Origin of the sequence: Acinetobacter sp. Marseille-Q1623, assembly GCF_902809895.1 — a bacterium.
Classification (GTDB): domain Bacteria; phylum Pseudomonadota; class Gammaproteobacteria; order Pseudomonadales; family Moraxellaceae; genus Acinetobacter; species Acinetobacter piscicola_A.
Genome location: NZ_CADDWG010000001.1, coordinates 2,124,353 through 2,150,687, shown reverse-complemented (window position 1 = coordinate 2,150,687; position 26,335 = coordinate 2,124,353). Strand labels below are relative to the sequence as shown.

Genomic DNA, 26,335 nt, shown 5'->3' with positions numbered 1-26,335 from the left:
GGGCAATCTTATGAGCGCAATGACTGACGAAGAACAACTAGATAGTTTGAAGTCATTTTTTAAGAAATATGGCTCAGCTATGGTGAGCGGGGTTCTCATTGCGTTGATCGCCTTTTTTGGTTGGCAGTATTGGCAAAAAAATAATTTGGCAAAAGCGCAAAATCAGACTGCCAAAGTGCAGCAATTGTTTGATCAAGCACATGCGGCAAATGGTGATGCAAAAGCAACAGCGGCATTAACGACAGCAGCAGATAAGCTCGTTAAAGAAGATCCAGACTCGATTCAGGCGATTCAGACCCAATTTACTATGGCGAAATTGGCGTATGATCAAGCAGATTATGCCAAAGCTGAGCGTGAGCTGAAAAAAGTCGAAAACTCTAAAATTGACGATAAAGGTATTTTACAAGCTGTTAAAATTCGTCTAGCAGATGCACAATTTGCACAAAAGAAATATGATGAAGCCTTAAAAACGTTATCTGCAGTGAATGAACCTACATTCAAATCGACTGCGGAAGAAATGAAAGGTGATGTTTATGTGGCAAAAAATGATATTGAGAATGCTAAAAAATCATATCAAGCTGCATGGGATGCGTTATTGGAACGTAAACAAGAGCGTCAAATTTTACAAATTAAACTCGAAAGTGTCGGCGTATTAGTGGATGATCCTGATTTTGAACGCCCAATCTTAGAAACACAAGTGGATGAGTCTTAATGGATAGAAAATATAAAATACCTTTTGCTTTGGCAATATTATCAGTTGCATTGGTTGGTTGTTCAAGCAACAAAGTCAAAGAAGAAAAAGTTAAACCCAACCCACTTCCTAAGATTGCGCAAGCAACAGGTCTTGTCCCAGTGTTTTCGCAAAGTGTTTCTTCGACTGCAAAAGAAGATCCTTTACGTTTAAGACTTGATGCAGATAACGGTAAAATTTTCTTACTTGATCCGAATGGTAAAGTTGAAGCATACCAAGGTAAACAACGCCTATGGTCAAAAAAAGTATCTAAAAACGGTTTGAGTTCAGGTGTTGAAGCAGCACAAGGGCTTGTGATTGTTGGTAATAGTAAGGGTCAATTGTTTGCTTTAGATCAAGCAACAGGTGAGCAAAAATGGGCAGCACAGCTTTCTGGTGCGATTATTAGCCCAGCGCATATCCAAACGGGTCGTGTGATTGTGGTTGCCAATGATGGTACGGTTTATGCTTTTGATCAAGAAACAGGTCAACAAGCATGGACATACAAGCTATCGAATGCATCATTTAGTTTACGTGGTCAAGCTGCACCTGTAGAGTTAGATCCACGGACCATTGCGGTAGCGACATCGACGGGCTATGTGTATGCGATTGATAGTTTGTCGGGTATGCCACGTATGCAGCGCCGTGTTGCAGTGACAGATGGTCGTTCAGATATTCAGCGTCTTATTGACGTGGATGGTGAACCTGTGGTGGTGGGTCAGTTTGTCGTGACCAATAGTTATCAAGGTCAAGTCACTGTATTGGACTTAGCTTCACAACGTGTGATTTGGAGTGTTGATGCAGGAAGTTCAACACGTCCAGAAGTGTATGATAATAAAGTTTTTGTTGCGCAAACCAATGGTAAAGTTGCAGCATTTGACTTGACTTCGGGTCAAGTCATTTGGTCAAATGATCAATTGTTAAATCGTGAACTGAGTAATGTGGTTGTTCTTGGACAATATTTAGTTGTCGGTGATTTGGATGGTGTGTTGCATCTGATTGACCCTAACTCAGGTACAATTGTGGGGCGTGCAAAAACCAGTGGTGAAGTACGTACACTACGTGTGATTGATAATCAACTGTATGTTGCAACACGCACAGGTAAATTAACTGTTTGGCAGAACCGTTAATTTTTTTAATGCATGTGTTAAACTAATACCTATATATTTTTTATGACTCGGGGTGATTGAAAATCAATACCCCGAGTTCTTTATTTTAGTGAATTTGATCGAAAGATCGTGGAGTATTTACTCCCACATTCTTCCTCGCTCTCTGATGTTCAGACCAGTCCAACTGGCTGATCTTGAATTAAGGTTAATCTATGAAACCCGTAATTGCGCTCATTGGACGTCCGAACGTCGGAAAATCAACGTTATTTAACCAGATTACCAAGAGTCGTGATGCACTTGTTGCAGACTTTGCAGGTCTTACACGTGACCGTAAATACGGTGATGCTGTATACCAAAATAAATCGTTTATTGTTGTTGATACTGGCGGTATTGGTGAAAATGAAGGAGGAATTGACTCCTACATGGCGGAGCAGTCAAAAACTGCCATCAATGAAGCTGATATTATTGTATTTGTAGTTGATGCACGTGCAGGTTTGTTGGCTTCAGACGAACAAATTGCCCGTGAGCTTCGTACCTTAGGTAAAAAAGTCTTTTTAGTTGCCAATAAAGTCGATGGCGTACATGCTGAAGCGGCTTTGGTTGAGTTCTTTAAACTTGGTATGGGTGAGCCCCTACAAGTGGCTGCAAGTCATGGTCGTGGTGTGCAGCAAATGCTTGAAGATGTCCTTGCGGATGTTCCTGAAGATGAAGATGAAGCAGAGCACGATAAAGCGACGGGTTTACGTTTGGCTGTTATTGGGCGTCCAAACGTCGGTAAATCAACCTTAGTTAACCGATTATTGGGTGAAGAACGTGTGGTGGCATTTGACCAACCAGGGACAACACGTGACTCGATTTATATTCCCTTTGAACGTGATGGTCGTCAATATACACTGATTGATACCGCAGGGGTACGTCGTAAAGGTAAAGTTGATGAAATGATTGAGAAATTCTCAGTTGTGAAAACTTTACAGGCAATGAAAGATGCACATGTTGTGGTCGTGGTTGTGGATGCACGTGAAGGGATTGTTGAACAAGATTTACATTTAATTGGTTATGCGCTTGAAGCAGGGCGTGCCATGGTCATCGCCATTAACAAATGGGACAATATGTCTGAGTATGACCGCAAACAGTGTAAATTGGATGTCGATCGTCGTTTTGACTTTATTCCCTGGGCAAAAATTCATTTAATTTCAGCATTACATGGCACAGGTGTTGGGGATTTATATCCTTCGATTCATCGTGCTTATGATTCTTCACACTTAAAAGTTTCACCTGCAAAATTAACACAAATTTTGAATGATGCGACTGATGCACATCAACCGCCAATGTTTAGTGGTAAACGAATCAAAATGCGTTATGCGCATATGGGCGGACAGAACCCACCGACGATTGTGATTCATGGGAATAAAGTCGACAAAACGCCTGCGGACTATCGTCGTTATTTAGAAAATGTGTTCCGTAAAGTCTACAAGTTAGAAGGTACACCTGTACGCATTGATTTTAAAACTTCGGAAAACCCATTTGAAGGACGTAAATCTCAGGTGGATGAGCGTACAGCAGCACGTCGTCGTCGTTATATTCAGAAATTTAAGAAAGCAGAAAAGAAATTTAATCGTTAACTTTCATTACCTTATATTTTTTCAAAAGAAAAACCCAAAGTTCGCTTTGGGTTTTGCTCATTTGGTTAAATATTTTTACTGAAAAATACAAAAAACAGATTGATTTTTGATGAGTATTTTTTATATGCAGTGATATAATCATCGCGCAATTTTTATAGGTTGCAAAAAAATAGAAAATAGTGATGCCGTAGGCAGAGATTCAACATGATTCAATTGAATATCTCACAGTTTAAATATCGTTGTGCAGGAGAAAGTTTGCCTGCGCTTGAGCATATTCCTGCCATGCAGCGTAGACGATTATCTTCTCTTGCAAAATTAGCATTAAATACTGCCATTGAATGTGTTGAGGAAAACCCTGTAGATTATATTGTATGGGCATCTCAATATGGTGATGAACATAAAACCTATAAAATTCTACAAGATGTTTTGCAAGGTTTAACGCCTTCACCGACACAGTTTTCAACCTCTGTACACAATGCAATCGGCGGTTTGTATTCGATTTTATGTCAGGATGCAACGCTCTCTACCAGTTTATGTGCAAATTGGTCTGAAGCAGTATTAGAGGCTTATGCGTATTTAAAAACCATGTGTCCTCAAGGTCGGGCAATGGTGGTATATTATGACCAAGCCTTGCCAGATATTTATGTGGAACAGCAAGCATTTCAAGGTTTTGCCTTTGCTGCTGTATTGGATTTAAGGGCGGCAAATGTACAACTTGATGAACGTGCTGTGCGAGAAGTAGAACCTAAATATTTAGATGCAGATAATTTTTATAATTTTTGGACGAACCCATCACAGTCAAGCTGTGGTACTTGGTCAAGATGTGAATGATGAAACAACTTCGTAAAAAAATAAACTATGCTTGGCGTGTGGGTGCAACGGGATTCAGTTTTGCTAGTTTTGGCTTAGGTGGTGTGGCGATCGGTGGGATTATTGCTCCTTTGGTGAATTTATCGAGTTCCGATGCCAAAATTCGACAAAATCGTGCACAGCAAGTGATTCGCCACAGTTTCAAAGGTTTTACTGAAATGATGGTCAAATTGGGCATCATGACTTATGACATTGAAGGCTTAGAAAAGTTACAACAAAGCCGTCAAGAATTGGTGATTGCGAATCATCCAACATTGGTGGATGTCGTCGTATTAATTGGACTGATGGAAAAAGCCAATTGTGTGGTGAAAGAGGCGCTGTGGTCAAATCCATTTACTAAAGGTCCAGTACGTTCAGCAGGCTATATTTTAAATGCAGGTTCTGAGCAGTTTATTCAAGATTGTGTCGCACGATTGCAAGAAGATCATGCGGCTTCCTTATTGATTTTCCCTGAAGGAACACGCACAGCGAAAGGTGAAATACTGAATGAGTTTCAACGCGGTGCAGCCAATATTGCATTACGTGCCAATGTGCCTATTCGTCCAATTTTAATTCGTTGTACGCCATCGACATTAACCAAAAATGAAAAATGGTATCATGTGCCATCTGAACCTTTTCATATCCAAATCAAAGTTTTAGATGCGATTCAAATTGATGAGTTACTTGAGGATACTCAGGTTTCGCCAAAGCGTGTTCGTCAATTAAATCAAAAACTTCAACAATTTTTTAATCAAGAGCTATCCAACAATGAGCAATCTTGCTGATGAATTAAAACAAATGATTATTGATGTACTTGCACTCGAGGACATCAGCATAGATGACATCGACACTGAAGCCCCTTTATTTGGGGATGGCTTAGGTTTAGATTCAATTGATGCATTAGAATTAGGTTTAGCATTGAAAAAACGCTACAACATTCATCTCAATGCTGAGTCAGCAGACACTAAACAGCATTTTAAATCAATTCAAAGTTTAGTGGCTTTGGTTGAAAGCCAACAAAAAGCATAAGAGGATAAGATGTTAACACAAGAACAAATCTTAGAAAAACTGCGTGAGTGGATGGAAGAGTTATTTGAAATTGAACCTGATGATATTCAGTTGGATTCAAATTTGTATTCTGATCTAGATGTAGACAGTATTGATGCGATTGATTTAGTTGTGAAAATTAAAGAATTAACAGGGAAGCAAGTGCAGCCTGAAGACTTTAAAAATGTCCGCACAGTTCAAGATGTGGTGACGGTCATTCAAAACATGTCAGTTGAATGAAGCATATTTTTAAAGGGATTGTTGTCATTTTAATGATTGCATATCCCTTTTTCGTTGGTTGGGGCTTATCTCAAGGACAATTCGTTTGGATCAGTGTCGTCTTGATTGTCCTCGGTGTCATCCGATTATTTAGTCAAGGTCATCCCTTACTCTTGCCACTGACATGGTTTGCCATTCTGTGTGGTGGGCTTAGTCTATTGCTCCAAGAGCACGCTTGGTTAAAAATGTACCCGGTATTGATGAGTGTGGGAGCAGGGATTATTTTTGCTTCAACCTTAATCAAACCACCTTCAATGATTGAGCGTTTTGCGCGTTTGGTTGAGCCGAATTTACCTGAGTCAGGGGTGATTTGGACAAGAAAGGTCACCATTGTTTGGTGCATTTTCTTTGTATTTAATGCTGCCATTGCTTTATATACGGTGATCGCTGCACCCATGAAAATTTGGGTCATTTATAATGGCTTTATTTCCTATATGTTGATGGGAATTTTGTTTTTAGGTGAGTTTATTTTGCGTAAACGCCATCAGCGTTTAAATCAGCAGCAATTGGCTGAGTTAAATAACCAAAAGAAAGAGTGATTTAAAATGTTGTTGTGTCATTTCCAAACGCATATCCAATCTTTGAAAACGTTGTGTGTCCAAGCAGATTTGGGGCAAATCAGTTTTCGTGATTTTTGGCAAGAGGTCTGTCAACAAGCCAATGCGATACAACAGTTAAAAGCAAAACAATATGCACTTTGGGAAAATGACAGCTATACATTTTTGGTGCTGTTTTTTGCAGCATTATTGGCCAATAAAGAACTGCTGTTGGCACCGAATCGTGTGAAAGATTTGGAACTTGAATTGGCAGCACAAGATATTTATTTTTTAAGCCCTCAGCCGATTGTAGAACATACTACAGATGTAAAAGCACCATTTTATTTTGATTCGCTCCTTTTAGATGATGCATTTCTGACACAAGCACAAGTTTACTTTTATACCTCGGGTTCTACAGGACAACCGAAAAAAATTCCCAGAACATTGCGTCAACTGCTGAATGAAGTACAAGGTTTAGATCAAAGTTTTGATTTAGATCAGGACAGTATTGCCATCGCAACGGTCAGTCATCAGCATATTTATGGGTTGTTATTTAAACTCCTTTTGCCTTTAGCAACGGGACGCAGTTTTTATCTTCCACAGCTCGCCTTTCCCGAAGATGTGGTCGCAGTACAGCAAAAATTAAAGCATTTGCAACGTAAAAATTATGTGATTTCAAGTCCTGCTTTATTGAAGCGTTGGACAAGGGACGTGGTATTGCAAGATTGTCAGTCTGTATATTCTTCGGGTGGAAAATTAGAGTCAGGCATACGCCCTTTGCTGAATCGTCCGATTGTGGAAGTGTTGGGGAGCTCGGAAACAGGTGGAATCGCCCATCGTCAGCAGGATGAGGCTGTATGGACCCCTTTTGCTAATGTAGAAATACAGGTCACAGCACAAGAAGAGTTAGGCGTGAAAACCAATCATGCATTTACTGACGACTGGATTTTTACGGGTGATCGTGCGCAGGCTGTAGATGCAGCACAAACTCAATCTGCTTTTCAGTTACTTGGACGTTTAGATCGTATTGTTAAACTTGAAGAAAAACGGCTAAGTTTGGATGCGATTGAGCAAAAAATCTTAACTTTAACCGATGTGCTTGAATGTCATACGCTGTTAATTGAAAAACAACATCGGTACATTTTAGTGTGTGTCGCTGTTTTATCTGAAAGTGCAAGACAGCATTTAGCGCAAGTCGGTAAAGCACAGTTTGTGGCACAACTCAAACAACAACTAACTGATAAATTAGAAAGTATAGCAATACCACGGCAATGGCGCTTTTTGTCACAATTGCCTCGTAACAGTCAATCCAAACTGAATAAACAGATGATGCAATCTTTGTTTCAGCCTTTATTGACGCCCGTCGTCCTGAATCAGTCATATACTGCAGAATCTGCACAATATTTATTGGAATTTCCACCTGAACTTGAATGTTTTAAGGGGCATTTTCCAAATTATCCTATTTATCCTGGTGTTGGGCAGATTGGATTTATTCAGCAGTTTGCAAAACAAGCATGGGCAGATTTAGCATGGTGCAATGGCTATGAGCAACTTAAATTTCAAGATTTGATTAAACCTTTTGCTGTGGTGACTTTGCTTTTAGAGCGTAAACAACACAAAGTATATTTCCAAATGCGCTCAGAACAACAGCTTTTGGCATCAGGGCGTTTACTGTTTGTACTGCAACAGCAAACCGATACGATCTAGGAGATGAATATGGCGCAGTATGGTTTTGTGATCCCTGTTTATAATCATCCACATTATATTCAAGCATTGCTTGAGCATTTAAATGATTTTGCCTTGCCTGTCATTGTGGTAAATGATGGTAGTGATGCCGAATGTACACAGCTCTTGCATATGCTGGATCAGCAGTGTGAACATGTTATTTTGGTTGAACATGCAATGAACCAAGGCAAAGGGCAAGCCGTCATGACAGGGCTGCAAAAAGCCTTTGATTTAGGTCTTAGCCATGCATTACAAATTGATGCAGATGGTCAGCATGACTGGCAGGATATCGCTAAGTTTTTACAGATCTCACAGCAGCACCCAAAAGCAATGGTGATCGGCCAGCCCATTTTTGATGACACTGTACCGAAAAAGCGTTTATATGGACGTTATGCAACGCATATTTGGGTATGGATCAATAGTCTGTCTTTTGACATTAAAGACAGTATGTGTGGATTTCGGATTTACCCATTGGCAGCGACCATTCAAATATTAAATACTGCAAAATTTCAAGCACGTATGGGCTTTGACAGTGAAATTTTAGTGCGTCTGAAATGGGAAAATATCCCTTTTATTAATGTACCAACCAAAGTAATTTATCCTGAGCAAGGTATTTCACATTTTCATGTGTGGCGAGATAATTTAGGCATGTCTCAAGCGCATTCTCGTTTGTTTGCTGGAATGTTATTGCGCTTGCCTAAACTGCTCAAAAATAAATATAAAGGTTCGGCAGATGTCTGAAGCAGGATCACCGCGTTGGAATGAGCTCAAAGAAAAAGGTGGTGCACTGCCTTTGATGCTGATGTTGTGGTTCTATCGTTTAGGGGGGCGTTTTTTATGTCGTATCGTGTTGTACTTTGTGATTATGTGGTATTGGCTATTTTCTAAAACCGCGAAGCAAGCTTCTTTGCAATATCTCAGCAAATTACATCAATTTGCAGGTGAACAGTCACCGTTTACTCATGCACCTACGCTTGCAAATAGTTATACCCATCTCATGCAATTTGGCGAATGTCTTTTAGATAAAATTGAAGGTTGGTTGGGGCATATTTCTGAGCAAAAACTGAATTTGCATGGGCATGAACATTTTCGGGCACATTATCAAAAGGGAGCGATTATTGTTGTATCGCACTTTGGCAATACCGAATTGTTACGTGCCATTAAGTCAGAACATACACAAAAAATTAATGTCTTGGTTTATCAAAAGCATGCCACCAAGTTTAATGATTTTATTAAAAAATTAAACAGTAAGGCCGATGTACGACTGATTGCGGTCGATGAGTTAGGAATAGACACCGCTTTACTGCTACAAGATAAAGTTGACCAAGGGGAATGGGTCGTGATTGCGGCTGACCGTGTACCTGTACAGTCAGACCGTGTGCAAAGTGTACAGTTTTTAGGTGAATATGCACTTTGGCCTCAAGGTGGATGGATCTTGGCAAATTTGCTGAAAGTGCCGTTATTAGCGGTGTTTTGTTATCGTCAACAACAGAGTTTTGATGTGCATATCCATCTGTTGGCTGAGAAAATGCAATTGCCACGCCGTGAACGTACTGCTGCGATCCATCGCATTACACGACAGTATGTACAGTTGCTAGAACAACATTGCATACGTGCACCATATCAATGGTTTAACTTTTATCATTTTTGGAATAAATAATTGGAAAATAACAATATGCAAGTTTTAGTCGTCGGGGAACAGGCATTAACCATCGAGCAGATTGTGGCTGTGGCACAACATCGTTGCCATGTGGCATTACCTGAAACAGCAGAATGGCGTCAGTTGATTCAACGTGGTGCTGATTTTTTAGATCAGTTGCTTGAAGATGAAGGGGTAATTTATGGCGTGACCACAGGTTATGGTGACTCGTGTCTTGTAGAAATTCCAACGCATCAGGTGCACGAATTACCCCTGCATTTATCACGCTTTCATGGCTGTGGTTTGGGGCAGAATCTTGATTTAATCACTGCACGTGCTGTGGTGGTGACACGTTTATGTTCTTTGGCACGTGGTTATTCAGGTGTGTCTTTGGCATTGTTGGAACGTCTGGTTTGGATGCTCAATGAAAATATTATTCCTGTGATTCCATCTGAAGGTTCTGTCGGGGCAAGTGGTGATTTAACACCATTGTCTTATATTGCAGGTGCTTTGGTTGGTGAGCGTGATGTGTATTTGCAGTCACAGCAAAAAATCGTTCCAATTGCAGAAGTCTATGCTGAACAGAAAATTGAGGCTTTGGTACTGCGTCCAAAAGAAGGTTTGGCACTGATGAATGGCACTGCAGTCATGACTGCCATCGCATGCCTGAACTATAAAAAAGCGGAACAGATTTCACTCAGCAGTACTTTGGTCACAGCCATGAATGTCTTGGCTTTAGAGGGTAATCCGAGCCATTTTGATGAAGTTTTATTTGCACAAAAACCGCATCAGGGGCAACAACAGATTGCTGCGCAATTACGCAATTGGTTAAACAGTGAAGTACAGACAGCGCACCAAAGTCCACGTTTACAAGACCGTTATTCATTACGCTGTGCACCGCATGTGATAGGTGTATTTGAAGACTCTAAAGTATGGCTGCGTCAGTTTATTGAAAATGAATTAAATTCAAGTAATGACAATCCTTTGATTGATCCTGTCAATTTACGGGTATTACACGGTGGGCATTTTTATGGTGGGCACATTGCCCAAGCCATGGACAGTTTAAAAATCATGATCGCCAATATTGCCGATTTAATGGATCGACAGCTTGCACAATTGGTCGATCACAAGATGAATCATGGTTTGCCGCGTAATTTAACAGGTTCAAGTCTTGAGCGTTTGCCACTCAATCATGGCTTTAAAGCTGTGCAAATTGGGGTATCTGCATGGACGGCAGAAGCCTTAAAACAAACCGTTGCCGCTTCAATTTTTTCACGTTCGACCGAATGTCACAATCAAGACAAAGTCAGTATGGGCACCATTGCTGCACGTGATGCTAGCCGAGTGATCCTATTGACTGAGCAAGTGATGGCAGCACTCAGTTGTGCCGCAGTACAAGCAATTCAACTCAAAGGACTGAATACACAATTGGGGCAGGTGTTAACGCAGTTCCAACAGTGGGTGCTTGAAAGCTTCACCTTTGTAGAGGAAGATCGCCCTTTACAACAGGATTTACAGCGTTTGGTTGACCGTTTTGAACAGTTTGATTTGCTCAATGGTTATGATCAACAGTTGAAATGGAGCTGAGTTATGCATGCTGATGTGATCATTGAAATACCATTTCATGATGTCGACACCATGAACATTGTATGGCATGGGCATTACATTAAATATTTTGAAATCGCACGTTGTAAATTACTTGATGAATTTCAGTATAACTATGTACAAATGAAACAATCGGGCTATGCATGGCCAGTCATTGAAAGCTATGTACGTTATGTACAAGGCATCGAGTTTCAACAAAAAATACGTGTGCGTGCCATTTTAAAAGAATGGGAAAACCGTCTGAAAATTGAATATCAGATTTTTGATGCAGACTCAGGCAAGCGTTTGACCAAAGGTTTTACCTCACAGGTTGCTGTTCATATTGAAACGCGTGAAATGTGTTTTCAATCGCCATCTGTCCTGTTTGAACGTTTAAATGCATGGTCGGCTTTTCAGCCTGCTTAGTGTGAATTTAGAGGAAATTGTCATGCAAAATATGAAAGTCGCATCGCAAGCATTGGCGCTACAGCAGACCAAATTTACATCTGCTCTGCTATTGAAGTTGTTGTGGGTGTGCTTCTGTGCGATGGTGTTGAGTATGACATTTTCCACGACAAGTTTTGCGCAAACTAGCCAAGTGGAGCAGATCTTTAAACAATTGTCAGCCACACCAACAGTGCGTGCCAATTTTCAACAGCAAAAGAAATTGGCATCTTTGAATAAAACCTTTGTTTCTCATGGGACGGTTTTATTTTCCAAACAAAATGGTGTGTTATGGCAGATTCAAAGTCCTGTACAAGCCAGTTTGATTGTGACTCCAAAAAAATTGGTGCAAAAAACCCAACGGACTTTGAGCCAAATTGAAATTGATAAATCACCTTATGGCTCAGTAGCCACTATGTTTTTACAGTTGATGTCAGGCAATGAAGCGGCATTGGCAAAAAACTTTAATATCGTTTCAGCTCATTATTCCCCAACGCAATGGAATGTAACATTAACCCCAAAAAGTAGCTTATTTAAAAAGCTATTTGTGCGTGTAGATGCACAAGGTCAGCGCTTTGTGGACCGTATTGTGATCACTGAAAAAGCCAATAATGCAACGACCATTCTATTTAGTCAGCATACGACCCAACCTGTTCAAATGATGGCGACAGAAGATGCTCTTTTCAAATTGGCAAAATAAACTCACTACGCTGTGGCTTGCTATTTTATTGATTGTGATCTCTTGCTTAGCCTATGCATGGGTGCAGCGTGATATTCATATTCAAACCAATATTTTTTCACTGTTACCGAAAGAAAACCAAGACAAAGCCTCTGAGCAAACGCAAAAATATGTCAGTGAACAGTTGAACAAGCAATTGTTTTTAGTCATAGATGCGCCCAATGATCAGGTTTTACAACATGCGACTGATTTACTGAAACAACGGGTCGCTGAGACTGCATTATGGCAGCCGTTAAAACCACAATTAGACACTGATCAGTTTGCGCAAACGCTCTATCAGCATCATGCAGGTTTGTTGAGTGCAGAAGATATAACTGCGTTAAAACAGCATGATTATGCCGCGATTACAGAGCAAGCTTTATTACAAGTGATGAGTCCGGGAATGCCGATCACGGCTGAATTATTGCAAAAAGATCCGCTGTTATTATTTCCGCGTTTTGCAATGAATCTGTCCAATCAGAAAACAGACCAAAGCATTGAAATGGAACAGGGCTTTGCCACCATTCATGATGAAAAAGGACATTCACGGTTTTTTAGTTTATTACTCACACAAAGCCCTTATAATATTGATTATCAAGAAAATACAACGACTTGGATGCATAATCTCGATTCAGAGATGCAAAAAATCGGGGCAAAAACCCATTGGACAGGGACGTTATTATTTTCAAGCTTTGGTACGCAGTCGGCTGAAAAAGAAATTTCGACAATCGGATTAGGCTCAAGTTTGGGTGTGTTGTTGTTGGTCTGGTTTGGTTTCCGTTCATTACGTCCAATGCTGACGGAATTTATTGCAGTCAGTAGTGGCAGTCTGGTGGCTTTTGCGGTTACGCATTGGGTATTTGGTGAAATCCATCTGATGACCTTGGTGTTTGGTGCCAGTCTAGTTGGGGTGTGTGTCGATTTTTCTTTTTATTTTATGGCATTGCAATCACAGCATCGTAAAGTCGATGGTTTTAAGGTTCTAAAACCTGTTTTGCCAAGTCTGTTTATGGGCTTGATGACGACTTTGGTTGCATATGTATTTTTGACCTTTACACCCTTTCCGGGCTTTAAGCAGATTGCAGTTTTCTCCATTGTGGGGTTAAGTGCTGCGTGGATCACCAGTATTTTATTATTGCCACGTTTAAAGGCACTCAATGCACAGCCTGCAATTGATACCTTGCGCTTTATTGGGCGTGCACGTGACTATGTTTTAACGCGTAACACCTTACGTTTTGGCATGATTGCCGTCATCGCAGTGGTGTCGATAGGAAGTCTATATTTTCTTAAAGCCAATGATGATATTCGTAATTTACAAAGTATGGATCAAAAGCTGAAACAAGAAGATCGCTATGTGCGTGAACGTTTTGGGCAGCAGCAAAGTAATGATTATTTCGTCATTCGTGGCAAAAATACGGCTGAACTTGAACAGCTTGAGCAAGATTTATTGATCCAATTAAATCACTTACAGCAACAGGGTGTATTACAAAGTACACAAGCGATTGGGCAATCAGTTCCGTCTTTAGCCACACAACGTGCCAATATTCAACTGTTACAACAGATTCCAAAAGCTGAGTTGAGCCGTTATGCCACAGCAATGCAACTCGATGTGGCAGATGTATGGGCATGGCAACAACAACTTTCACAGCAACCGTTATTAAGCCTGTCTGATTTTGCACAGCATCCTTTGGCATTTTTACAGGTCAATGCACATGAGCGTTTGGTGATGGTGCAAGGCGTACAACAGGTACAAGCATTGAAGCAGTTACAAACAGCACAGATTCAATTTTTGCAGCCGGTGAGTAATTTATCGACTTTGTTTCACAATCATCGTATTCAAGCACAATACTTGCTGCTTTATGCTTTGGCAGCATTGCTGATCGGTTTGACTTTGATTTATGGTGTTAATGCGATTGTTGCACTGATTTTACCCGTCAGTTTGGCATTGCTCAGTACCTTTGCTGTCCAAGCATGGCTTGGGGTAGAAATTAATTTGTTCAGTATTATGGGCACATTTTTGATTATCGGGATTGGGGTGGATTATGCGATTTTTTATCGGCATGGGCATGATCATCCACAAGTTGTCGGTATGGCATTATTCTTATGTATGATGTCGACTTTACTCGGTTTTGGTTTATTGTCATTGAGTTCGACATATGCCATCCATTGTTTTGGTTTAACGGTTTTATTTGGCGTGATATTTTCATTTATTTACGCGACTATTTTTACGAAAGCAGATCATCAACATTCTATTATTTTAAAAGAATCAGCAAAATAGCTAAAAGTTGGGGAAATCATGAATTCAATTCAACACACAGATGTATTAATTATTGGTGCAGGTCCATCGGGGAGTTCAGCAGCCGCATTATTACGCAAAAAAGGCTATGCCGTGACCATCATTGAAAAACAATATTTTCCTCGTTTTTCAATTGGTGAGTCTTTATTACCACAATCGATGGTATTTTTAGAAGAAGCAGGTTTATTAGACACTGTTCGAAAGCATGTGGAAGAATATGCATTTCAATTTAAAAATGGGGCAGCTTTTTTAAAAGGTCAACAGCGCAGTTTCTATGACTTTACTGAAAAATTTAGCGAAGGTCCAGGTACGACTTGGCAAGTACGCCGTGCTAATTTTGACCATTTATTGGCATTACAAGCTGAAGAATATGGTACAGAAATTCGTTTTGGACATGAAGTCATCGCAGTGGATGTTGAATCTCAACATCCGATTTTAACGGTTAAAGATGAGCAAGCGGTCCAATATCAAATTCAAGCAAAATTTTTACTTGATGCAAGTGGTTTTGGACGCATTTTACCGAAGTTTTTAGACCTTGAAAGTCCGTCTAATTTTCCTGTGCGTCGTGCGATTTTTACTCATATTGAAGATGGAATTTTAGATGATCCTGATTTTGATCGTGAAAAGATTTTGATTACCGTACATGAAAAAGATCCACGCGCTTGGTATTGGTTGATTCCATTTGCAGATGGTCGTTCCTCTTTTGGCGTAGTCGCTGAACAAGATTTTTTTGATCATTATCAGTTTGATGATGCCAGTCCTGAAACTTTGCAGGCAACATTTGCGCGCATTTTAGCGGATGATCCTGCTTTATCACATGTACTGCGTAATAAAAAGTTTGATACTCCTGTGCGAACTTTGGTGGGTTATTCTGCCAATGTGAAACACTTGGCGAGTCAAAATTATGCATTATTGGGCAATGCAGGTGAGTTTTTAGACCCTGTGTTTTCTTCAGGTGTGACGATTGCGCTGAAGTCATCAAGTTTAGCAGTGCCTTTGGTTGTACGTGTGCTTCAGGGGCAAGCTGTAGATTGGATGCAAGACTATGAACAGCCGCTACGTAAAGGGATTAAAGTCTTCCGTGCCTATGTGGAGTCTTGGTATGAGGGTGAGTTTCAGGATGTGGTTTTTTCAAAAACTCAAAATGATAAAATTCGCCGTATGATTGCATCGCTTTTAGCAGGCTATGCATGGGATGAGCACAACCCAATTCATAAAAATGCCAAGCAACGTTTGAGTACTTTGGCAGCATATTGTCGAGAAGATCAGCCACAAGCAGCTGTTATTGGAATCGAAGAATGCGAATGAGATGGAAAAATAGCTTTTTAGCGTTGCTGATGATGGTACCCTTGAGTGCATGTCAGCAGCTCTTGCCCAAAGCTCAAGGTCTGGCGACTACGCAATGGACTGCGCAGCAATACCAACGTCAAGATCAAGTGGAAGTGCAGTGGCAAGAACACAGCTTTAGCTTTTTGCTGTATCAACAACAGCAAGATCAAAAGTTGGAGTTTCTGGCTTTAAGCTTAACAGGGCAGCAGTTGTTTAAAGTGCATTTTGATGGGCAAAAGGTCACAGTAGAGCAGCGCATTGATGCAATGAAATTATTACCTTTTGAGTTTGTGGTACGTGATATTTTATTTGCAACTTATCCCGATTTTATTCAACATCCACCTGAACAGGTTCATGTAAAACAATATGTGGATGCTGCAGATGTGAAAATTCAAGATGTTGAAATTAAAAAACAAAAAGTATTAAATATACGACATTTCGCGACACAGATTGAACTGGATAATCTGCAAGTACCCTACCAAATGGTCTTTAGTCCCGTGCCAAATACTTTAGAAAATAATGAGTAAATGTTGAATGTCTAAACAGATTGATACGCAAAATCCAGCCGTTGGCATTCAACTCAGTGTGGGCTTGTCTGCTTTGGGTGCAGATGCAGTACAGATGCGACAAGCATTAACCCAAACGGATCAGACCTTAAGCTTAAGATCAGACTTTATTCTAGAAAAAAAGGTTTGGGTCGGTGCGTGTTCCGTTGATTTAATTGAGACTGTGCCTGATGCCTTAAAAGCGGTTGAAACTCGAAATTTACGTTTTGCTTTGACTGCACTACAACGTATTGAAGCCGAGCTACGGACTTATACAGCCCAATTTGACCCTAAACGTTTGGCGATTATTATCGGGACATCGACCTCAGGGATTGCAGATAATGAACCTGAATTACAACGTTATTTCCAAGGTGATCAAACCGCTCAAGTTGTGCAAAAAAAACAGGAAATGGACAGTTTAGCCAAAGCTTTACAGCAATATTTGGCTTGGGAAGGTCTCGCATATACCATTTCAACAGCATGTTCTTCGAGTGCTAAAGCATTGGCTGCGGGACAACGCTTGATCAATGCTGGGCTTGCAGATGCTGTGCTGGTCGGTGGTGTTGATACTTTATGTAAGCTCACCTTAAATGGTTTTAATAGCCTTGAAAGTTTATCTCAAGGGATTTGTCAGCCGTGTGGGCAACAACGTGATGGCATCAATATTGGTGAAGCAGCTGCTTTATTTTTACTATCAAAGCAAACAGCTCCAACCATGTTGATATCTGCAGGTGAGTCGATGGATGCGTGGCATATTTCAGCACCACATCCTGAAGGGCAAGGCGCAGCCAAAGCCATGCAAGCTGCTTTGGATTTAGCACAGCTAAAAGCACAAGATATTGGTTATTTAAATTTGCATGGCACAGCAACGCTGCAAAATGATGCAATGGAAATTAAAGCCGTTCAGCAAGTATTTCAGGATTATGCAGTGCCTTTAAGTAGTACCAAACATAAAACAGGGCATTGCCTTGGGGCAGCAGGGGCAATCGAAGCCATGATTTGCACACAGGTTCTACAGGATCAAACATGGTTGCCTTTACATCAAAATACACGATTCGATGCTGAATTGGATATGCACAATTTTGTTGAAGATGCACAATTGACACAAAAAATCAGCTATGTCATGTCGAACTCATTTGCTTTTGGCGGTAGCAACATTAGTTTAATTTTTGGAACCACATTGCCATGAATGCTTCAAAAAAATTAGCTGCTGTTGATTTTATACCTCATGAAAAGCCAATGGTTTTCGTGGATGATTTGGTTGAGGTTGGCGAAAACTTTGCAGAGGCGACACTCACTATTCAACCTGCATTAATGTTTTGTGAAGCAGCAGGATTACCAACGTGGTCAAGCATTGAGTTGATGGCACAAACGGTGAGTTTATATGCTGGAGCGCAAAGTCAAAAAGTGGGGCAAAGGCCCAAAATAGGTTTTCTTTTGGGCACAAGAAAGTTGCATTTACCTGTTGCATATTTTGCCATGGGTGAAGTTGTGACCATTCGTGCTGAGCGTCAGTATCTGCATGAAGGATTGGGACAATTTGCCTGTGAAATTCAGTATCAAGAACATACAATCAATGCCATGTTAAGTGTGTATGAACCTGAATAACATTCGTCAGTTGAAAAGATGAGAAAATATTAGGATAAGCGTGTGACAAGAAGAATTTTAGTAACGGGGTCAAGCCGAGGTATTGGAAAAGCGATTGCATTACAATTGGCGCAAGCGGGTTTTGATGTCACAGTACATGCACGTTCTCGAAAAGTGGAAGCAGAGCAAGTGGTTACTGAAATTCAAGCCATGGGACGACAAAGTCATGCGCTGTTATTTGATGTGACTGAACGAGTGCAAGTACAGCAAATATTAGAAAAAGACATGGCTGAACATGGTGCATTTTATGGTGTGGTGCTGAATGCAGGTTTAACCCATGACGCGGCATTTCCAGCATTGACTGACCATGATTGGGATGAGGTGATTTCCACCTCATTGGACGGTTTTTACAATGTTTTAAAACCCTTGGTGATGCCGATGATTCGTCTGAAAAAAGGCGGGCGTATTGTCACGATGTCTTCGGTGTCGGGCGTGATGGGCAACCGTGGACAGGTGAACTATAGTGCTGCCAAAGCAGGACTGATTGGTGCCACCAAAGCCTTAGCATTGGAATTGGCAAAACGTAAAATTACGGTTAACTGCGTTGCACCTGGTCTGATTGAAACAGAAATGGTCAGTGAAGATGTACAGGAACATGCCTTGAAAATGATTCCAATGCAGCGCATGGGGCAAGTCGATGAAGTGGCAAAAGTGGTGAAATTTCTGTGCAGTGATGATGCCAGTTATATCACCCGACAAGTCATTTCAGTCAACGGAGGCTTGATCTAATGAAGCGTGTCGTGGTGACAGGAATGGCAGGTATTACCTCATTAGGTGAGACAGCAGACTCTATTTTTGAACAGTTTGCTGCGGCAAAAAGTGGTATTCGCTACATGCCTGAATGGGAAATATTTACCGATTTACGCTGTAAGATTGCAGGGCCTGTGGAGTCTTTTGAAACGCCAAAGCACTTTAACCGTAAGGTGACACGTGGAATGGGGCGTGTGGCTTTAATGTCTGTGATCTGTGCAGAAAAAGCTTTGATCGATGCTAATTTGCTGAATGATCCAATTTTACAAAACGGTGAAACAGGTGTGGCATTTGGTTCATCTGCGGGCAGTGTCGATGCAGTCGCTGAGTTTGGTTCAATGTTGATTGAAAATAACATGAACAAAATGAATGCAACCACGTATATCCGAATGATGTCACATACCAGTGCTGTGAATATGACCGTTTATTTTGGTTTAAAAGGACTGACATTGCCAACCTCAAGTGCCTGTACTTCAGGTTCAATGGCAATCGGTCAAGCCTATGAAGCCATTAAGTATGGTAAGCAAACTGTGATGCTTGCAGGTGGTGCAGAAGAACTGAGTGCGGCAGGCTGTGCCGTTTTTGATGTCCTACTTGCAACGAGTGGAATGAATGATCAAGCTGAAAAATCACCACGTCCCTTTGACCAAAACCGAGATGGTTTAGTGGTCGGTGAGGGTGCGGGGTGTTTAATCTTAGAAGAATATGAACATGCCAAAGCACGTGGTGCTACAATGTATGCGGAAATTATCGGTTATGGTAGCAATACCGATGGTCAGCATGTGACCCGTCCTGACTCAGAGATGATGGGACGTTGTATGCAATTGGCATTGAAGGACGCCAACATTAATGCTGATCAGATTGATTATGTTAACGCTCATGGCACGTCAACAGATCAGGGGGATATTGCTGAAACACAGGCAACCGCACGGGTGCTAGGGCGTAAACCGATCAGTTCACTGAAAAGTTATTTTGGGCATACATTGGGGGCTTGTGGTGCAATTGAAGCATGGCTGAGCCTAGAAATGATGCAAAGACAGCAATTTATTCCGACATTAAATTTAGAAAATATTGATCCACTTTGTGGCGATTTAGATTATATTGTGGGGAAAGCTCGAACAATAAATGCCGAAATATTGATGAGTAATAATTTCGCTTTTGGAGGTATTAATACGTCCATTATTTTCAAAAAAATAGATCATAAATAAGGGTAACGACATGTCTATTAAAAATATCTTAATCGCTTTAGCATTAGGTGTGAGTGGCATTGCTTCTGTACAAGCAGCGGATTCAATGCATCAATTTAATTTCCAAGAAGCTGTTGACCGCGCTGTTGCTGATGGTGTCTTAGACGGTTCTGTAAAATTTTATTTAGCAGGTACCAAGTCGGGTGGGCAGGTACTTCAAAAAGGTTTGGTCAGCAATAAAAAGACCAATGGTTTTGGTAAGTCAGCAGAGAGTGCTTGTGACCATGTATTACGTTCAGCCTTGATTCAATTTCAAAATACGGCAAAATCTCGTGGTGCAAATGCAGTCACTAATCTCGTGAGTTTTTATAAATCCAATGAAACACGTAGTACAACAACATATGATTGTGCAAAAGGTACAGCCGTTGCTGGTGTTGCTTTGAAAGGTGACATTGCTAAATTTTAATGTGAAGTGAGTATGATTGAGCCAGTGAAAAACAGAACGATTCAAGTCCATGTTCAACCATTGGCTCAATTTATTCATTTAGTCAAATCAGATTTTAAAAATTTACCTGAATATCATCAATATAAAAAAAACATAATTTATCAGCAGCGTAATCATTACCTGTCTGTATTTTTACAGCACCATATTTCAGAAGCAGATATTCTGCGCAACGAATTTGGTAAGCCTTATTTAGCACATCTTGAAAAAATTGCATTTAACCATTCTCATAGCCAGCAGCACTATGCTTTGATTATGTCTCAAAATATGGCAGACATTGGTGTTGATGTTGAAGATCTAGATCGAAAGGTGCGTTTTGAAGCATTGGCAAAGCATGCTTTTCATCCTCAAGAATATCAAACATGGCAAGATGTAGAATTTGACTCAGAATATTGGTTTAAGGTATGGACAACCAAAGAGGCGGTGTTAAAAGCCTCAGGTTTAGGTATTCGTTTGAGTTTGAATACTTTGAATACCCAAGTACACCCTTTTGATCATGGGGGAATATGTACTCATCCTCTGATTGGGGTATTTGCCTATCAAAATTATCGTTTGCCAAATTGTATGCTCACCATTGCATGGCGTTCAGAACACTCATGCAAGGGCTTCGCCTTTCCTCAAATTAAGATGATTCAACATTAATATTTGCTTGTTTAAAATGCAGAAATAAAAAAGCCCATCCGAAGATGGGCTATTTTTAAAATAGTGCCTTAATGTGGAATTTGTTCTTCATCTTCAAACTCAGGTTTAACCTGAACAATGAAGTCTTGACGGTTGAGACCACGCCATAAAGCGAAGGCTGTACCAATATAGATTGAAGAATAAGTACCGACAAATACCCCAATGAACATGGCAACAGAAAACCAATGTAAACCATCACCACCTAAGAACATCATGGCCATAACCACAAGCAAAAGTGTCATCGAGGTGTGAATAGTACGACGTAGTGTTTCAGTCAATGCTGAGTTCACGACTTCAAGTGGACTTGCACCGCGAATCTTACGGAAATTTTCACGGATACGGTCTGAAACTACAATATTATCGTTGAGTGAGAAGCCGATTAAGGCAAGAATCGCAGCGAGAACTGTTAAGTCAAATGGCCATTGCATCATGGCAAAAATACCCACAGTTACAATAACGTCATGGAGCAAAGATAACACTGCACCCAGTGCGAGTTTAAACTCAAAGCGAATAGTGACATAGACAAGCATGAGCAGCATTGCAAGCGCAACAGCACCCGCAGAGCGGATATAAAGCTCATTACCGACTTGACCGCCGACAGAGTCCACTTTATGGACATTTGCTGCGTTACCAGGCAGTTGTACAGCCTTAGTCAGTGCGTTATTTAAGTCTTCAACATTAATATCTTGTACTGGCATACGTACAATTAAATCTTTGTTTGACCCTAAGGTTTGCACTACCGCATCTTTAAAGCCTGCTTTATCTAAAGTACTAATCACGTCAGCAGGTTTTGCTTCATGTTGATAGTTGAGTTCAGCAGAAACCCCGCCAGTAAAGTCTAAACCTAAATTTAGACCCTTGGTGACAATAAAGAAAATACTACCAATCGTGAGGATGATCGAAAGGATTGCCGCTGGTTTCGCAATCTTCATAAAGTTGATGATTTTTTCATCATCAGGGCGACCATACTTTTTGGCTTTTTGCTCTTGAGGTTGAGTCACATCAGTCATCATCGATCTCCTATATGCTCAACTTTTTCAAGTTGCGTTTTTTACCATAAATGATCTGTACGATAGCGCGAGTCACTGTAATCGCAGTAAACATTGAGCAAACAATACCGATCATCAAAGTAACAGCGAAGCCTTTAATCGGGCCTGTGCCAATCGCAAATAAGATAAATGCAACCAAAAAGGTGGTTAAGTTCGAGTCGAAGATGGTGTTATAAGCACGATCATAACCCGCCACAATGGCCTGTTTAGGGGAGGCACCCCATCGCATTTCTTCCCGTATTCGCTCACAGATCAGTACGTTGGCATCAACAGCCATACCAATGGTGATGACGATACCTGCAATACCCGGTAAAGTAAGAGAAGCACCAATCCATGACATGATGGTCAGTAGCATGGCAAGGTTAATCATTAACGCTAAGTCAGCAATCACACCAAACACACGGAAGAATACCACCATCCAAATTGCAACAAGGATGAAGCCGACTTGGGTAGAAAGTACACCTTTATCAATATTTTCTTGACCAAGACTTGGACCCACGACACGTTCTTCAACGAAATACATTGGCGCAGCAAGTGCACCTGCACGTAACATCAACGCAAGTTCAGCCGCTTCTTGTGGCGAGTCTAAGCCAGTGATACGGAACTGAGCACCTAGCACAGCTTGAATCGTTGCTGCATTGATGACCACAGATTCTGTATATGGTGTACGTACTTCAGTTTGTACACCTGTTGTTGGGTCTGTAATGAATTCAATTTTTTGTTTATTTTCAATAAACAATACTGCCATGCGTTTCCCAACAGCATTACGCGTTGCATCTGCCATGAGCTTACCGCCAGCATTGTCTAACGTAATGTTGACTTCAGCACCGCCAGTATCTTGACTAAATCCACTTGATGCATTTTGAACACGTTCACCTGTTAAGATACGGTTACGGTTTAACAATAGCTGTTTGCCACTGTCTAATGACTCGTAAGCAAATAACTCGGTACCCGGTGGAATTGGTTGACCATTAGACTGACCATTTGGAATGACATATTGATCATTCAAATCCGACACTAAGCGGAATTCTAAGTTCGCTGTACGACCCAATACACGTTTTGCTTCAGCAGTATCTTGAACACCTGGTAATTCAACCACGATACGGTTGCTACCTTGACTTTGTACCAAAGCTTCAGCCACACCTAACTCATTAATACGGTTACGTAAAGTCGTTAAGTTTTGATCTAAAGCATAAGATTGGATTTCTTGTTTAGTCGTATCATTATAAGTGAGTTTCAGAGTAGAACCTGTCTCAGTTGCAAGTGCTTGTTGGTTATATTTATTACCATCACGACGTAAAAAATCCATTGCAGCAGCACGATCATCGTTATTTGCAAATAACAAGGTAATCGTGTTGTTATTCAACGTTAAGCTGTTGAATTTGATTTTTTGTTCACGCAAATCACGACGTAGATCAGTTGCCGAAGTTTCCATGCGTTGTGCAATTGCTTTGTCCATATCTACTTCAAGTAGGAAATGAACACCACCACGTAAGTCGAGACCCAGTTTCATTGGTTTTGCACCAATTTTCTGTAGCCACTCTGGCGTGGTTGGCGCAAGGTTGAGCGCAACAACATACTCTTCACCTAAACCTTTACGCAAAGCTTCTTGGGCTTTGAGCTGAGCATCAGATGAACTTACACGCAACAATGCTGCATTGTTGGTAAAGGTATTGTCATGAGTGGCAATATTGTCACTCTTTAATATTTGCTCTGCTTTTTGTATGACAGACTGATCAATCTGCGTACCAGCTTTGGCACCAGAGATCTGAACAGCAGGTTCATCAGGATACAAACTTGGCAGGGCATATAATGTACTGACCACGAGAACAACGAGGATCAGTAAATATTTCCATGCAGGGTAACGCATTCGCTTTCTTCTTAAAATTAAAAAGTCGTGCAAGAAGCACGACTACTTTTTGATTAAAGGTTATTTAATGTGCCTTCAGGGAGTACTGAAATAACACTTGCACGTTGTATTTTTACTTCATTACCACGGTTGAGTTCAATTACTGCAAAGTCACCGTCAATTTTTGTCACACGACCCATTAAGCCACCTGCAAAAACCACTTCACTGCCAACGCCTAAGCTTTCAATCAGTGCACGGTGTTCTTTAGCACGTTTTGCTTGAGGACGCCAAATAAGGAAATAGAAGATTGCAACAAAAACAGCAATCATCAATAAGTTAGCCATCATGCTTGGACCTTGTGCAGGTGCATCGGCTGCATGAGCAGCAGAAATAAATAAACTCATTTTAGTTTCCTAAAGTTAAATAATGGGTGTCAAAAACATGACATTTAAATTGACTTGTTCTGCAATTTACATGGTCTTGTAGCTCAGCGCAAATCTTGATGAATGAAAAATACGCCATCCTTAGGATTATTCATCGACTGGACAAGGTGGAACTTCTAAGCCACGGCGTTGATAGAAATCAGCAACAAATTCATCAAAGGTACCATTGTCTAAAGCATCACGAATATCTTGAGTAAAACGTTGGTAATAACGTAAGTTGTGAATCGTACCGAGCATTGAACCCAACATTTCGCCACATTTTTCTAAATGGAATAAATAGGCGCGGGTAAAATTTGTACAAGTATAACAATCACAATGTGGATCAAGCGGACTTTGATCATGACGATATTTAGCATTGCGAATACGCACCAAACCATCAGTCACGAAATAATGCCCATTACGCGCATTACGGGTTGGCATGACACAGTCAAACATGTCTACACCACGACGAATCGCTTCAACAATGTCCTCAGGTTTCCCAACACCCATCAAGTAACGTGGCTTATCTTCTGGCATTTTTGCAGGCAAATAATCCAAAACTTTAATCATTTCTTCTTTAGGTTCACCTACAGATAAACCGCCAATGGCAAAACCATCAAAATCAATTTCTTTTAGACCATTGAGTGATTCTTCACGCAGGTCTTCGTACATGCCACCTTGAATAATGCCAAATAATGCATTTTTATTTTTTAATACATCATGGTGCTGAGTTTTACAACGTTTCGCCCAACGTAATGAAAGCTGTAATGATTTTTGTGCTTCTTCATGCGTTGCAGGATAAGGCGTACATTCGTCAAAAATCATCACGATATCTGAGTTCAATGTATGCTGAATATCCATTGAAATTTCAGGTGATAAAAAGACTTTTGAGCCATCAATAGGTGAGCGGAAAGTAACACCTTCCTCTTTGATTTTACGCATTGCGCCTAAGCTGAAGACTTGGAAACCACCTGAGTCAGTGAGAATTGGTTTTCCCCACTTCATAAACTCATGCAAACCACCGTGTTCACGAATGACATCTAAACCAGGACGCAAGTAAAGATGAAAAGTATTACCCAAAATAATTTGAGCTTGAATATCTTCAATATCACGCGGCAACATGCCTTTGACCGTGCCATAAGTGCCGACTGGCATGAACACAGGCGTTTCTACAACGCCATGTTCTAAGGTTAAACGACCACGACGGGCACGTCCCGACTGACCTAATTTTTCAAACTTCATAAATGACCTAAATCTGGCGAAAAAACAGTTCGCTGATTGATTGCTGCAAAAGTTGACTATTTTCCCATGTTTTTATGGTGAATTGCTAGTCATGATAAAGACTAAATATGAATTGAAAATGAAAGCTTTGTTTGAACGCTTTAACACAGCAGTTTTTACTGGATCTAAATTAGCACTGGGTATCGATTTGGGTACTTATTTCCCTTTGTGATGATGACTTTGAGAGGGAAGAACATTTTAGGAAAAAATTAAAATTATGCATTATTCTATTGATTTAGATAATAAAAAAGCCCCTAAGTCTTAATGCGCTTAGAGGCTTTTCATATATATGGTCCCGAGGGTCGGACTCGAACCGACACGTCATCGCTGACAGTGGATTTTGAGTCCACCGCGTCTACCAATTTCACCACCTCGGGAGAGGTTGTGTGGCTATAATAGCGTTTTTCAGATCATTGTCAATCAAGATATTTCACATTTGTTTATTTTTAATTCAGATGTGATTTTTTTGGATTAAAAAGCAGCAATTTCTGCGATAAAGTATAAAAAAGACTATA

Annotated in this window: 27 protein-coding genes and 1 tRNA gene; 23 read left to right on the top strand and 5 right to left on the bottom strand. The window is 40.6% G+C overall.

Translation table 11 applies throughout. The annotated features are described in order from the left end of the window. The first annotated feature begins 10 nt into the window (after positions 1-10). From HUV91_RS10170 to HUV91_RS10060, 23 genes are all read left to right on the top strand, one after another. Positions 11-712, top strand: a complete 702-nt coding sequence (locus HUV91_RS10170; RefSeq protein ID WP_174493321.1) for a YfgM family protein — start codon at positions 11-13, stop codon at positions 710-712. Further along, a complete protein-coding gene (gene bamB / locus HUV91_RS10165) occupies positions 712-1,860 on the top strand; it encodes an outer membrane protein assembly factor BamB (protein WP_174493320.1) in 1,149 nt (382 codons plus the stop codon). Before HUV91_RS10170 ends, bamB begins: the two co-directional genes overlap by 1 nt. A gap of 191 nt (positions 1,861-2,051) precedes the next feature. Then, on the top strand, positions 2,052-3,461 hold the full coding sequence (gene der, locus HUV91_RS10160) for a ribosome biogenesis GTPase Der (protein WP_130074107.1): 1,410 nt from the start codon (positions 2,052-2,054) through the stop codon (positions 3,459-3,461). A 204-nt stretch (positions 3,462-3,665) separates the two neighbouring features. Continuing rightward, the gene (locus HUV91_RS10155) at positions 3,666-4,292 is read left to right on the top strand and encodes a beta-ketoacyl synthase chain length factor (protein WP_174493319.1); all 627 of its coding nucleotides are present in this window, start codon (positions 3,666-3,668) and stop codon (positions 4,290-4,292) included. Next, positions 4,289-5,095, top strand: a complete 807-nt coding sequence (locus tag HUV91_RS10150) for a lysophospholipid acyltransferase family protein (protein WP_174493318.1) — start codon at positions 4,289-4,291, stop codon at positions 5,093-5,095. The genes HUV91_RS10155 and HUV91_RS10150 overlap by 4 nt, the downstream gene beginning before the upstream one ends. Beyond that, a complete protein-coding gene (locus tag HUV91_RS10145; RefSeq protein WP_111858831.1) occupies positions 5,079-5,339 on the top strand; it encodes a phosphopantetheine-binding protein in 261 nt (86 codons plus the stop codon). Before HUV91_RS10150 ends, HUV91_RS10145 begins: the two co-directional genes overlap by 17 nt. 9 nt (positions 5,340-5,348) lie before the next feature. Further along, on the top strand, positions 5,349-5,597 hold the full coding sequence (locus HUV91_RS10140) for an acyl carrier protein (protein ID WP_130074110.1): 249 nt from the start codon (positions 5,349-5,351) through the stop codon (positions 5,595-5,597). Beyond that, positions 5,594-6,175, top strand: coding sequence for a septation protein IspZ (locus HUV91_RS10135; protein ID WP_174493317.1), 582 nt, complete (start codon positions 5,594-5,596; stop codon positions 6,173-6,175). The genes HUV91_RS10140 and HUV91_RS10135 overlap by 4 nt, the downstream gene beginning before the upstream one ends. A 9-nt stretch (positions 6,176-6,184) precedes the next feature. Further along, positions 6,185-7,879, top strand: a complete 1,695-nt coding sequence (locus tag HUV91_RS10130) for an AMP-binding protein (RefSeq protein WP_174493629.1) — start codon at positions 6,185-6,187, stop codon at positions 7,877-7,879. A gap of 9 nt (positions 7,880-7,888) precedes the next feature. Next, complete coding sequence (locus HUV91_RS10125; RefSeq protein WP_174493316.1) at positions 7,889-8,638, top strand: glycosyltransferase family 2 protein; 750 nt, start codon at positions 7,889-7,891, stop codon at positions 8,636-8,638. Beyond that, positions 8,631-9,557, top strand: a complete 927-nt coding sequence (locus HUV91_RS10120) for an acyltransferase (protein ID WP_174493315.1) — start codon at positions 8,631-8,633, stop codon at positions 9,555-9,557. The genes HUV91_RS10125 and HUV91_RS10120 overlap by 8 nt, the downstream gene beginning before the upstream one ends. 15 nt (positions 9,558-9,572) lie before the next feature. Beyond that, positions 9,573-11,123, top strand: coding sequence for an HAL/PAL/TAL family ammonia-lyase (locus HUV91_RS10115; RefSeq protein ID WP_174493314.1), 1,551 nt, complete (start codon positions 9,573-9,575; stop codon positions 11,121-11,123). A 3-nt stretch (positions 11,124-11,126) separates the two neighbouring features. Then, positions 11,127-11,546, top strand: a complete 420-nt coding sequence (locus tag HUV91_RS10110) for an acyl-CoA thioesterase (RefSeq protein ID WP_174493313.1) — start codon at positions 11,127-11,129, stop codon at positions 11,544-11,546. Between the two features lie 121 nt (positions 11,547-11,667). Beyond that, positions 11,668-12,264 carry a LolA family protein gene (locus tag HUV91_RS10105; RefSeq protein ID WP_174493628.1) on the top strand — a complete coding sequence of 199 codons (597 nt, stop codon included), beginning with the start codon at positions 11,668-11,670 and terminating at the stop codon, positions 12,262-12,264. Then, positions 12,239-14,560: an MMPL family transporter gene (locus HUV91_RS10100; RefSeq protein WP_174493312.1), complete on the top strand. Its 2,322-nt coding sequence runs from the start codon at positions 12,239-12,241 to the stop codon at positions 14,558-14,560. The genes HUV91_RS10105 and HUV91_RS10100 overlap by 26 nt, the downstream gene beginning before the upstream one ends. Before the next feature lie 18 nt (positions 14,561-14,578). Next, positions 14,579-15,886, top strand: a complete 1,308-nt coding sequence (locus HUV91_RS10095; RefSeq protein ID WP_174493311.1) for an NAD(P)/FAD-dependent oxidoreductase — start codon at positions 14,579-14,581, stop codon at positions 15,884-15,886. After that, positions 15,877-16,434: a DUF3261 domain-containing protein gene (locus HUV91_RS10090; protein WP_174493310.1), complete on the top strand. Its 558-nt coding sequence runs from the start codon at positions 15,877-15,879 to the stop codon at positions 16,432-16,434. Before HUV91_RS10095 ends, HUV91_RS10090 begins: the two co-directional genes overlap by 10 nt. A 7-nt stretch (positions 16,435-16,441) precedes the next feature. After that, positions 16,442-17,641, top strand: coding sequence for a beta-ketoacyl-[acyl-carrier-protein] synthase family protein (locus HUV91_RS10085; RefSeq protein WP_174493309.1), 1,200 nt, complete (start codon positions 16,442-16,444; stop codon positions 17,639-17,641). Next, positions 17,638-18,060, top strand: a complete 423-nt coding sequence (locus tag HUV91_RS10080; protein ID WP_130074120.1) for a 3-hydroxylacyl-ACP dehydratase — start codon at positions 17,638-17,640, stop codon at positions 18,058-18,060. Before HUV91_RS10085 ends, HUV91_RS10080 begins: the two co-directional genes overlap by 4 nt. 42 nt (positions 18,061-18,102) lie before the next feature. Continuing rightward, on the top strand, positions 18,103-18,828 hold the full coding sequence (locus HUV91_RS10075) for a 3-ketoacyl-ACP reductase FabG2 (protein ID WP_174493308.1): 726 nt from the start codon (positions 18,103-18,105) through the stop codon (positions 18,826-18,828). Further along, positions 18,828-20,057 (top strand): beta-ketoacyl-ACP synthase, encoded by a 1,230-nt coding sequence (locus HUV91_RS10070; RefSeq protein ID WP_174493307.1) that lies wholly within the window; start codon positions 18,828-18,830, stop codon positions 20,055-20,057. The genes HUV91_RS10075 and HUV91_RS10070 overlap by 1 nt, the downstream gene beginning before the upstream one ends. Before the next feature lie 10 nt (positions 20,058-20,067). Beyond that, entirely contained in the window at positions 20,068-20,502 is a 435-nt protein-coding gene (locus tag HUV91_RS10065; RefSeq protein ID WP_174493306.1) for an excinuclease, read from the top strand. 12 nt (positions 20,503-20,514) lie between these two features. Beyond that, on the top strand, positions 20,515-21,180 hold the full coding sequence (locus tag HUV91_RS10060; RefSeq protein WP_174493305.1) for a 4'-phosphopantetheinyl transferase family protein: 666 nt from the start codon (positions 20,515-20,517) through the stop codon (positions 21,178-21,180). Positions 21,181-21,248: 68 nt separating this feature from the next. Here the strand turns inward: HUV91_RS10060 and secF are convergent, their stop codons facing one another. The 5 genes from secF to HUV91_RS10035 all read right to left on the bottom strand — a co-directional run bounded on the left by secF (position 21,249) and on the right by HUV91_RS10035 (position 26,197). Beyond that, positions 21,249-22,232: a protein translocase subunit SecF gene (gene secF, locus HUV91_RS10055; RefSeq protein WP_130074125.1), complete on the bottom strand. Its 984-nt coding sequence runs from the start codon at positions 22,230-22,232 to the stop codon at positions 21,249-21,251. Positions 22,233-22,239: 7 nt separating this feature from the next. Further along, complete coding sequence (gene secD / locus HUV91_RS10050; protein ID WP_174493304.1) at positions 22,240-24,138, bottom strand: protein translocase subunit SecD; 1,899 nt, start codon at positions 24,136-24,138, stop codon at positions 22,240-22,242. A gap of 53 nt (positions 24,139-24,191) precedes the next feature. After that, on the bottom strand, positions 24,192-24,521 hold the full coding sequence (yajC, locus tag HUV91_RS10045) for a preprotein translocase subunit YajC (RefSeq protein WP_111858849.1): 330 nt from the start codon (positions 24,519-24,521) through the stop codon (positions 24,192-24,194). A 126-nt stretch (positions 24,522-24,647) separates the two neighbouring features. Continuing rightward, complete coding sequence (gene tgt, locus HUV91_RS10040) at positions 24,648-25,781, bottom strand: tRNA guanosine(34) transglycosylase Tgt (RefSeq protein ID WP_130074127.1); 1,134 nt, start codon at positions 25,779-25,781, stop codon at positions 24,648-24,650. Positions 25,782-26,110: 329 nt separating this feature from the next. Further along, positions 26,111-26,197 (bottom strand) — tRNA-Leu (locus HUV91_RS10035). Between the last annotated feature and the right edge of the window lie 138 nt (positions 26,198-26,335).

Excerpts from the sequence above, each read along its gene's own strand:
- HUV91_RS10170 (WP_174493321.1), top strand. The coding sequence starts at position 11 with ATGAGCGCAATGACTGACGAAGAACAACTAGATAGTTTGAAGTCATTT.
- bamB (WP_174493320.1), top strand. The coding sequence starts at position 712 with ATGGATAGAAAATATAAAATACCTTTTGCTTTGGCAATATTATCAGTT.
- der (WP_130074107.1), top strand. The coding sequence starts at position 2,052 with ATGAAACCCGTAATTGCGCTCATTGGACGTCCGAACGTCGGAAAATCA.
- HUV91_RS10155 (WP_174493319.1), top strand. The coding sequence starts at position 3,666 with ATGATTCAATTGAATATCTCACAGTTTAAATATCGTTGTGCAGGAGAA.
- HUV91_RS10150 (WP_174493318.1), top strand. The coding sequence starts at position 4,289 with ATGATGAAACAACTTCGTAAAAAAATAAACTATGCTTGGCGTGTGGGT.
- HUV91_RS10145 (WP_111858831.1), top strand. The coding sequence starts at position 5,079 with ATGAGCAATCTTGCTGATGAATTAAAACAAATGATTATTGATGTACTT.
- HUV91_RS10140 (WP_130074110.1), top strand. The coding sequence starts at position 5,349 with ATGTTAACACAAGAACAAATCTTAGAAAAACTGCGTGAGTGGATGGAA.
- HUV91_RS10135 (WP_174493317.1), top strand. The coding sequence starts at position 5,594 with ATGAAGCATATTTTTAAAGGGATTGTTGTCATTTTAATGATTGCATAT.
- HUV91_RS10125 (WP_174493316.1), top strand. The coding sequence starts at position 7,889 with ATGGCGCAGTATGGTTTTGTGATCCCTGTTTATAATCATCCACATTAT.
- HUV91_RS10120 (WP_174493315.1), top strand. The coding sequence starts at position 8,631 with ATGTCTGAAGCAGGATCACCGCGTTGGAATGAGCTCAAAGAAAAAGGT.
- HUV91_RS10115 (WP_174493314.1), top strand. The coding sequence starts at position 9,573 with ATGCAAGTTTTAGTCGTCGGGGAACAGGCATTAACCATCGAGCAGATT.
- HUV91_RS10110 (WP_174493313.1), top strand. The coding sequence starts at position 11,127 with ATGCATGCTGATGTGATCATTGAAATACCATTTCATGATGTCGACACC.
- HUV91_RS10105 (WP_174493628.1), top strand. The coding sequence starts at position 11,668 with ATGGTGTTGAGTATGACATTTTCCACGACAAGTTTTGCGCAAACTAGC.
- HUV91_RS10100 (WP_174493312.1), top strand. The coding sequence starts at position 12,239 with ATGCTCTTTTCAAATTGGCAAAATAAACTCACTACGCTGTGGCTTGCT.
- HUV91_RS10095 (WP_174493311.1), top strand. The coding sequence starts at position 14,579 with ATGAATTCAATTCAACACACAGATGTATTAATTATTGGTGCAGGTCCA.
- HUV91_RS10090 (WP_174493310.1), top strand. The coding sequence starts at position 15,877 with ATGCGAATGAGATGGAAAAATAGCTTTTTAGCGTTGCTGATGATGGTA.
- HUV91_RS10085 (WP_174493309.1), top strand. The coding sequence starts at position 16,442 with ATGTCTAAACAGATTGATACGCAAAATCCAGCCGTTGGCATTCAACTC.
- HUV91_RS10080 (WP_130074120.1), top strand. The coding sequence starts at position 17,638 with ATGAATGCTTCAAAAAAATTAGCTGCTGTTGATTTTATACCTCATGAA.
- HUV91_RS10070 (WP_174493307.1), top strand. The coding sequence starts at position 18,828 with ATGAAGCGTGTCGTGGTGACAGGAATGGCAGGTATTACCTCATTAGGT.
- HUV91_RS10065 (WP_174493306.1), top strand. The coding sequence starts at position 20,068 with ATGTCTATTAAAAATATCTTAATCGCTTTAGCATTAGGTGTGAGTGGC.
- HUV91_RS10060 (WP_174493305.1), top strand. The coding sequence starts at position 20,515 with ATGATTGAGCCAGTGAAAAACAGAACGATTCAAGTCCATGTTCAACCA.
- secF (WP_130074125.1), bottom strand. The coding sequence starts at position 22,232 with ATGATGACTGATGTGACTCAACCTCAAGAGCAAAAAGCCAAAAAGTAT.
- secD (WP_174493304.1), bottom strand. The coding sequence starts at position 24,138 with ATGCGTTACCCTGCATGGAAATATTTACTGATCCTCGTTGTTCTCGTG.
- yajC (WP_111858849.1), bottom strand. The coding sequence starts at position 24,521 with ATGAGTTTATTTATTTCTGCTGCTCATGCAGCCGATGCACCTGCACAA.
- tgt (WP_130074127.1), bottom strand. The coding sequence starts at position 25,781 with ATGAAGTTTGAAAAATTAGGTCAGTCGGGACGTGCCCGTCGTGGTCGT.